Source organism: Streptomyces sp. VRA16 Mangrove soil, from assembly GCF_017377775.1.
In the GTDB taxonomy this organism is placed as follows: domain Bacteria; phylum Actinomycetota; class Actinomycetes; order Streptomycetales; family Streptomycetaceae; genus Streptomyces.
Genome location: NZ_JAFVLN010000003.1, coordinates 637437 through 645509, shown reverse-complemented (window position 1 = coordinate 645509; position 8073 = coordinate 637437). Strand labels below are relative to the sequence as shown.

The window sequence follows — 8073 nt, the reverse complement described above, 5'->3', positions numbered from 1 at the left end:
TCGGTGGTCATAGCGTGAGGGAAACGCCCGGTTACATTCCGAACCCGGAAGCTAAGCCTCACAGCGCCGATGGTACTGCAGGGGGGACCCTGTGGGAGAGTAGGACGCCGCCGAACTATTTTTGAGAGGACCTTTGGTCCCGGCACACGTGCTGGGACCAAAGGTCCTTTTTGTATTTCCAGAGCTCTTCTCGGAGCGCGCCGGCACCCCGGCTGCGCGAGAATGACTGCGGTACCGAAGACAGGAGTCACCGATGTCCACCAACTCTCCCGACGAGCGACCCGAGCGCGATCAGCGCCGCCGGGACAGTGGTGACCGGGGAGGGTACCGCGGCAACAGCGGTGGTCCTCGCCGGGATCGACGTGATGATCGTCCGTCGTACGGTGACCGTGACCGGGACCGGGATCGTGGGCCGCGTCGCGATGGCGACCGTCCCCCCTACCGTCGCGACGACCGCCGTGATGACCGTCGTGATGACCGTCGGGACGATAACCGTGGTGGCGGCTTCCGGCGTGATGACCGTCGTGATGACAACCGTGGCGGTGGCTTCCGTCGTGATGACAACCGTGGTGGCGGTGGCTACCGCGGGCGTGATGATCGTCCGTCGTACGGTGACCGTGACCGGGATCGTGGGCCGCGTCGCGATGGCGACCGTCCCCCCTTCCGTCGCGACGACCGCCGGGATGACCGTCGTGATGACCGTCGGGACGACAACCGTGGTGGCGGCTTCCGGCGTGATGACCGTCGTGATGACAACCGTGGCGGTGGCTTCCGTCGTGATGACAACCGTGGTGGCGGTGGCTACCGCGGGCGTGATGATCGTCCGTCGTACGGTGACCGCGACCGGGATCGTGGGCCGCGTCGCGATGGCGACCGTCCCCCCTTCCGCCGTGACGACCGCCGGGACGACCGTCGGGATGACAACCGTGGTGGCGGCTTCCGTCGTGACGACAACCGTGGTGGCGGTGGCTACCGCGGGCGTGATGACCGTCCGTCGTACGGTGACCGCGACCGGGATCGTGGGCCGCGTCGCGATGGCGACCGTCCCCCCTTCCGCCGTGACGACCGCCGGGACGACCGTCGTGACGACCGTCGTGACGATAACCGTGGTGGCGGCTTCCGGCGTGACGATCGTCGGGACGATCGCCGTGATGACAACCGTGGTGGCGGCTTCCGGCGTGATGACCGTCGTGATGACAACCGTGGCGGTGGCTTCCGGCGTGACGACAACCGTGGTGGCGGTGGCTACCGCGGGCGTGACGATCGTGGCGGCCGGCCCGGTGGTGGGTTCCGTGGGCGTGACGATCGGCGCGATGACCGGCGGGGTGACGACCGGCGCGGTGGTGGCCGGTTCCGTGACGAGCGGGACCGGGACCGCGAGCCGATCAAGCGGCTGCCGATCCCCGAGGACGTCACCGGTCACGAGATCGACAAGGACGTACAGCAGGAGCTGCAGTCCCTGCCCAAGGGGCTCGCTGAGGATGTCGCCAAGAACCTGGTGATGGTGGCCCGGCTGATCGACGAAGACCCCGCGGGTGCCTACGGGTACTCGAAGGTCGCCCTGCGACTGGCGTCCAGGGTTGCTGCCGTGCGCGAGGCCGCCGGCTTCGCCGCGTACGCGAACCAGAAGTTCAGCGAGGCGCTGGCCGAATTCCGTGCCGCGCGTCGGATGACCGGCAGCGTCGAACTGTGGCCCGTCATGGCCGACTGCGAGCGTGGGCTCGGGCGGCCGGAGAAGGCGCTCGACATGGCCGGGGCGCCCGAGGTCAGCAAGCTGGACAAGGCCGGGCAGGTCGAGATGCGGCTCGTCGCGGCCGGTGCCCGCCGGGACATGGGGCAGCTCGACGCCGCCATCGTCACGCTGCAGAGCCCCGAGCTCGCCTCGAACTCCGTACAGCCGTGGACTGCGCGTCTGCGCTACGCGTACGCCGACGCGCTGCTTGCCGCCGGGCGTGAGGACGAGGCGCGCGAGTGGTTCGCCAAGGCCGTCGAGTCCGACAAGGACGGCAGCACCGACGCGTCGGACCGGCTCGCTGAGCTGGACGGGGTCGAGTTCGTCGACGCCGAGGTCGACGTCGACGCCGACGATGACGTCGAGGACAAGAGTGACGACGAGGACGAGCAGCAGTAAGGCTTGTCAGGCGTGTGGCGGGCGGGTTCCCTCGGGACCCGCCCGCTCGTCGTTTCAGCCCGTCGTGTCAGTCCGTGGTGAGGGTGCGCAGGACCAGGCCCGTCGCCGGCTTCGGGCCGAAGGACGTCGACTTGCGGGGCATCGTCACGCCCTGGCGTGCCAGCTCGCGGACGACCTCCTCGCGTACCGGGTGCATCAGAACCGCCGTGCCGCCGTCGCGGCGCGCCTTGTCGACCGTGGCCTGGGCGTCGTGGATGTACGCGATGTCGGCCGGGGAGTCCTCGGGGATGCGCCAGACGTGGCCGAGGAGCGTCGCGTGCAGGACCGTCGCGTCCAGGGTGCGCCACGCCTCCGGGCGGTCCGTGGGGATCGTGCGGGCGAGGAGGGCAGGATCGGGGCGGTCCAGGAGGTGGTACGTGTCGGTGGAGCCGCCTGCAAGGAGGAACGCGTTGCCCTGTGCCGCTGCCCGGGCGAGCGATTCCAGCGCCTTCTGGAGCGGGCCATCGATCTCTCGTACGCGGAAGGAACCGTCCACCATCGCCAGGGCCTCGGTCAGCGGGAGACGGTTGAGGAGCCGGTGGATGGCGCGGACGCGGAGGGGATAGCGGGCCGTGTCGACCAGGAGGACCAGGCCGTAGTCCCAGGGCGACGGGGTCGGCGTCGGGTGTTCCGTGCGCAGGCGCAGATACGTCGCCCAGCGGTGGTGGCCGTCGGCGATCAGGGCCTGGTGGCTCGCCAGGTCGGCGTGGACATGGCCGAGATCCGCCGGGTCCGTGATCGCCCACAGCCGATGGCTGTAGCCGTCCTCGGTGGTCGTGGAGAGGAGCGGCGGGGTCTGCACGGTGCGCTCGATGACCGCCGTCGCCCCCGTCGCGTTGCCGTTGCCGCGGTACGTGAGCAGGAGCGGTTCGAGATTCGCCTCCGTGGCGCGCATGACGCCGGCGCGGTCCTCGACGACATGCGGCATGACGCCCTCGTGCGGCAGGACGACTCCCTCGGCCGCCTCGGACAGGCGCAGGGCGCCGATGATGCCGCGCTGGAGCATGTCGCCGTTGCGCTGCTCGTAGATGTAGAGGGCAGGCGTGGGGTCGGGGGCGAGGACGCCCTCGGCCAGCCAGCCGCGCAGGGTCGCCGCCGCCAGGGCGTTGCGCGTACCGGGGTCCGTCGCCTGCGGCAGGATCAGACGGACGATGTTGAACGGGTCCGCGTTCTCCAGATGGTGCAGGCCGTCGGGACGTACCACGACGTCGTACGGGGGAGACGTCACGGCGGCGAGACTGCCGACCCGCTCGGGGACGTAACGCACACCCCTGAACGGGATCAGGTCCAGGCCGTGGTTCCCCGTCTGTGCCGTGCGACCTGCAGTGTTCATTAGTGCATCGTACGAGTGTCAGTGGCTTGGGGGATGATCGGGGGAGTGGGATCGAACGAGGAGCGATACGTAATGAGCCAGAGTGAGCGCGGGGCGTCGGACAGCGGGCTGCCGAGGGTGCGGCCGGCGGGCAGTACGCGGGCGTTGAGCGAGGCCTATGACACCGCGCTGCTCGATCTCGACGGGGTCGTTTATGCCGGTGGGAAGGCCATCGAGCACGCCGTGGAGTCGCTGGCGGTCGCGCGCGACGCGGGGATGGGGCTCGCGTACGTCACGAACAACGCGCTGCGGACCCCGGACACCGTCGCCGAGCACCTGAGCGAGCTCGGGATTCCGACCGGTGCCGAGGACGTCATCACGTCGGCCCAGGCCGTCGCCCGGCTGATCAGTGAGCAAGTGCCCAGCGGGGCACGGGTGTTGGTGATCGGCGGGGAGGGCCTGCGGGTCGCCCTGCGTGAGCGGGGGCTCGACCCCGTGGAGTCCGCCGACGACGATCCGGCCGCCGTGGTGCAGGGATTCGGCGGGCCCGATCTGCCGTGGGGACGGTTCGCGGAGGCCAGCTACGCGGTCGCGCGGGGCGTGCCGTGGTTCGCGTCCAACACCGACCTGACCATCCCGAGCGGCCGCGGCATCGCGCCGGGGAACGGGGCGGCGGTGGAGGTCGTCCGGATCGCGACGGGCGCCGAGCCGCAGGTCGCGGGGAAGCCGTTGCCGCCGATGCACCGGGAGACGATTCTGCGGACCGGGGCGAAGACGCCGCTCGTCGTCGGGGACCGGCTCGACACGGACATCGAGGGTGCGTTCAACGGGGGAGTGGACTCGCTGCTCGTGCTGACCGGGGTGACCGACGGGGCGCAGTTGCTGGCCGCGGTGCCGCAGCATCGGCCGACGTACGTGGACCGGGACCTTCGGGGGATGCTGCAGGGGCAGCCCGAGGTCGTCGAGGTCGACGGCGGGGTGCGGTGCGGGGGCTGGACCGCGTCCGTGGGGGACGGACAACTCGAACTTGAGGGGGACGGGGACGAGATCGACGGCTTGCGGGCGCTGTGCGGGGCCGCCTGGGGGCACGCCGGAGACGGGAGCTGCTCGTTGGAGTCGGCCAAGGCGCTGGACCGGTTGGGGCTGTAGTGACGGGGTAGCGGTTCAGTGGTGGATGGCTCGCGTTGTACGAGTCGCCCCCCCCGCGTACGAGTCGCCCCCCCCCGCGGCCCCTTCCCGTCCCGGCCCGGGGGCTGCGCCCCTGACGGAGGCACGCACAGGAGGATAGGCTAACCTAACCTCGTGTTGGTCGAGAGTCCCCCAGAAGCCGGCGCGGAGACCTCTCCCGCGCCCCCCGGCCGTCGTACGGCGATACGTTCCGCCGGGCTGCTCGTGTCGGTGCTCGTGCTGTTGGCCGTCGTCGTGGCCAGCATCGCCGTGGGAGCGAAATCGCTCTCGCTCGACCAGGTCTGGCACGGGCTCTTCCACGACACCAACACCTACGCCGATGTCGTGGTCGGGGAGCGGATATCCCGTACCGTGCTCGGACTTCTGGCCGGGCTCGCGCTCGGGCTCGCCGGAGCCGTGCTCCAGGCGCTGACCCGCAATCCGCTGGCCGACCCCGGGATCCTCGGCATCAACATGGGGGCGTCCGCCGCCGTCGTGACCGGCATCAGCTTCTTCGGGGTGACCACGCTCAGCGGGTACGTGTGGTTCGCCTTCGCCGGGGCCGCCGCCGTGGGCGTCCTCGTCTACGTGCTCGGAGGGACCCGGAACGCCACACCGGTGCGGCTCGCGCTCGCCGGTACGGCGGTCGCCGCCGCGCTCTCCGGCTACATCTACGCCGTGATGATCACCGATGACGTAGCGCTCAACCGGATGCGGTTCTGGCAGGTCGGCTCGCTGGCCACCGCCACCACGCACACGATCCAGCAGGTGTGGCCGTTCATCGCGGTCGGTGCCGTGCTCGCGCTGGGGCTCGCCCGGCCGCTCAACGCCATGGCGATGGGTGACGACACCGCGCGGGCGCTCGGCGCCCACCTCGGGCGGACCCGCGCGCTCGGCATGCTCGCCGCGACGCTGCTGTGCGGCGCCGCCACCGCCGCCTGCGGGCCCATCGCCTTCGTCGGCCTGATGGTGCCGCACATGGTGCGCTCCTTCACCGGACCCGACCAGCGCTGGATCCTGCCGTACTCGGCGGTCCTGTCGCCGGTGCTGCTGCTCGGCGCCGACGTCGTCGGCCGGGTCGTCGCACGGCCCTCCGAACTCCAGGTCGGCATCGTCACCGCCGTCATCGGTGCGCCGGTCTTCATCGTGCTCGTACGACGCCGGAGGATGGCCCAGCTGTGAAGACCACCAAGGCCGTCCGCACCCCGGGCGGACTCTCGGTCCGGATCGATCTGCGGGCCGCCGTTGTCATCGCGGTCCTGCTCGTCGCCGTGCTCGCCGCGAGCGTCGTGCTCATCGGCACCGGTGACTTCCCGATCCCCGCCATGGACGTGCTGCGCACGCTCGCGGGCCACGGGAACGCGGGGCAGGAGTTCATCATCAACGACCTGCGGCTGCCGCGCGTGCTCGTCGGGCTCCTCGTGGGCGGTGCGCTCGGACTCTCCGGCGCGCTGTTCCAGGCCATCTCCCGCAACCCGCTGGGCAGCCCCGACGTGCTCGGGCTCGGGCAGGGCTCGACCGCCGGTGCGCTCGTCATGATCGTGATCGTCGGCGGCGGCGCGACGCAGGTCGCCCTCGGCGCGCTCGTCGGCGGGCTCGTCACCGGCCTCGCCCTCTACGTACTGGCCTGGAAACGGGGCGTGCACGGCTACCGGCTCGTGCTGGTCGGCATCGGTGTCTCCGCCTTCGTGACCGCCGTCAACGGCTATCTGCTCACCAAGGCCGACTTCGTCGACGCCGCCCGCGCGACCGTGTGGATGACCGGATCGCTCAACGGCCGGGACTGGGCGCAGGTCTGGCCGCTGCTGATCATGTTCGCCGTCCTCGTGCCGGTCGTCGCCTGGTGCGGGCGGGGGCTGCGCATGCTGGAGATGGGCGACGACGCGGCCGGCGCGCTCGGCGTCCCCGTCGAGCGGACGCGGATGCTGCTGCTCGCCACCTCCGTGGTGCTGATCGCAGCCGCCACCGCCGCGGCCGGGCCCGTCACCTTCGTGGCGCTGACCGCCCCGCAGATCGCCCGCCGGCTGACCAGGTCGCCGGGACCGAACCTGCCGGCCTCCACCGTTCTCGGCGCCACCCTGCTGATCGTCGCGGACCTGGTCTCGCAGCGGGCCTTCGGCGCCGACCAGCTGCCCGTGGGCGTGGTCACCGGCGTCGTCGGCGGCGTCTATCTGCTGTGGCTGCTCGTCACCGAGCGCAGGGCGGGCCGGATATGAGCCGTCCCGCCGCCGACATCCGCGACATCAGCCCTCGTACGAACCAAAGGAGCACCGCCGTGACCAGGCTGACCGCCGACGAGGTGACCCTCGGATACGACCAGCGCGTCATCGCCGAGAAGCTGTCCGTCGAGATCCCCGACCACTCCTTCACGGTGATCGTCGGCCCCAACGCCTGTGGCAAGTCCACGCTCCTGCGGGCCCTGTCCCGGATGCTCAAGCCGAGCGCCGGGCGGGTGCTGCTCGACGGCAGCGTGATCCAGTCGATGCCCGCGAAGAAGGTCGCCAAGACGCTCGGCCTGCTGCCGCAGTCGTCCGTCGCGCCCGACGGCATCACCGTCGCCGACCTCGTCGCGCGTGGCCGCTACCCGCACCAGGGCCTGCTGCGCCAGTGGTCGCCGCAGGACGAGAAGGTCGTACGGGAGTCGATGGAGTCCACCGGGGTCGCCGAGCTCGCCGACCGGTACGTGGACGAGCTCTCCGGCGGTCAGCGCCAGCGCGTGTGGATCGCCATGGCGCTCGCCCAGCAGACGCCGCTGCTGCTGCTCGACGAGCCGACGACGTACCTCGATATCCAGCACCAGATCGACGTACTCGACCTGTGCGCGGAGCTGCACGAGGAGCAGGGGCGCACGCTCGTCGCCGTCCTCCACGACCTCAATCACGCCGCCCGGTACGCGACCCATCTCATCGCCCTGCGCGGCGGCGAGGTGATCGCCGAGGGGGCGCCGAAGGACATCGTCACCGCCGAGCTCGTCGAGCAGCTCTTCGGGATGAAGTGCCAGGTCATCGACGATCCGGAGACCGGGACCCCGCTGGTGGTGCCGGCGGCGCGCCAGGCCAGGCGGAAGGCCGTGGCTAAAGCAGCGTCCTGAGGCGCAGCAGGTCGCGGAACGACGCCTCCAGCCTGACCCGGCCGGCGGCCCACGCCTTCGCGAAGTTCAGCTGCCCGTTCACCATCGCCACCAGGTCGTCCCCGGTCATGGCGAGACGGATCTGCGCCTTCTCGGCGGGTGGTCCGGGGCGGGTGTCGAGCACGGTGATCCGGCCGTCCTCCAGACGGCCGGAAAACGTCGTGTCCAGGTCTCTGATGTGGCAGCTCAGCGAGCGGTCGAGCGCCACGGCGGCGCGGACGTCGCCGCCGGCGCCCGCCATGTTGTCCGAGAGTTTGTCGAGTGCCGCCCGGCACTCCTCAATCGTCGCCATCG

General features: G+C 71.0%; 8 protein-coding genes and 1 rRNA gene. 6 read left to right on the top strand and 3 right to left on the bottom strand.

Translation table 11 applies throughout. The features are described 5' to 3' along the window. Window positions 1-116, top strand: a 5S ribosomal RNA gene (rrf, locus tag J3486_RS12310). A 131-nt stretch (window positions 117-247) separates the two neighbouring features. On the opposite strand, the gene J3486_RS12305 is transcribed toward rrf, so the two are convergent. Then, on the bottom strand, window positions 248-1423 hold the full coding sequence (locus tag J3486_RS12305; protein WP_207820304.1) for a hypothetical protein: 1176 nt from the start codon (window positions 1421-1423) through the stop codon (window positions 248-250). Between J3486_RS12305 and J3486_RS12300 the strand changes: the two genes are divergently transcribed. After that, window positions 1394-2131 carry a tetratricopeptide repeat protein gene (locus J3486_RS12300; RefSeq protein ID WP_207820303.1) on the top strand — a complete coding sequence of 246 codons (738 nt, stop codon included), beginning with the start codon at window positions 1394-1396 and terminating at the stop codon, window positions 2129-2131. The genes J3486_RS12305 and J3486_RS12300 overlap by 30 nt on opposite strands. 67 nt (window positions 2132-2198) lie before the next feature. Here the strand turns inward: J3486_RS12300 and J3486_RS12295 are convergent, their stop codons facing one another. Further along, on the bottom strand, window positions 2199-3503 hold the full coding sequence (locus tag J3486_RS12295; RefSeq protein ID WP_207820258.1) for a DUF1015 family protein: 1305 nt from the start codon (window positions 3501-3503) through the stop codon (window positions 2199-2201). A 72-nt stretch (window positions 3504-3575) separates the two neighbouring features. Between J3486_RS12295 and J3486_RS12290 the strand changes: the two genes are divergently transcribed. The 4 genes from J3486_RS12290 to J3486_RS12275 all read left to right on the top strand — a co-directional run bounded on the left by J3486_RS12290 (window position 3576) and on the right by J3486_RS12275 (window position 7740). Then, the gene (locus J3486_RS12290; RefSeq protein WP_207820257.1) at window positions 3576-4631 is read left to right on the top strand and encodes an HAD-IIA family hydrolase; all 1056 of its coding nucleotides are present in this window, start codon (window positions 3576-3578) and stop codon (window positions 4629-4631) included. A gap of 153 nt (window positions 4632-4784) precedes the next feature. Beyond that, window positions 4785-5831: an iron ABC transporter permease gene (locus tag J3486_RS12285; protein WP_207820256.1), complete on the top strand. Its 1047-nt coding sequence runs from the start codon at window positions 4785-4787 to the stop codon at window positions 5829-5831. Beyond that, window positions 5828-6865, top strand: a complete 1038-nt coding sequence (locus J3486_RS12280) for an iron chelate uptake ABC transporter family permease subunit (protein ID WP_207820255.1) — start codon at window positions 5828-5830, stop codon at window positions 6863-6865. The genes J3486_RS12285 and J3486_RS12280 overlap by 4 nt, the downstream gene beginning before the upstream one ends. Next, window positions 6862-7740 (top strand): ABC transporter ATP-binding protein, encoded by an 879-nt coding sequence (locus J3486_RS12275; RefSeq protein ID WP_207820254.1) that lies wholly within the window; start codon window positions 6862-6864, stop codon window positions 7738-7740. The genes J3486_RS12280 and J3486_RS12275 overlap by 4 nt, the downstream gene beginning before the upstream one ends. On the opposite strand, the gene J3486_RS12270 is transcribed toward J3486_RS12275, so the two are convergent. After that, on the bottom strand, window positions 7724-8071 hold the full coding sequence (locus tag J3486_RS12270) for an SCP2 sterol-binding domain-containing protein (RefSeq protein ID WP_207820253.1): 348 nt from the start codon (window positions 8069-8071) through the stop codon (window positions 7724-7726). The genes J3486_RS12275 and J3486_RS12270 overlap by 17 nt on opposite strands. Between the last annotated feature and the right edge of the window lie 2 nt (window positions 8072-8073).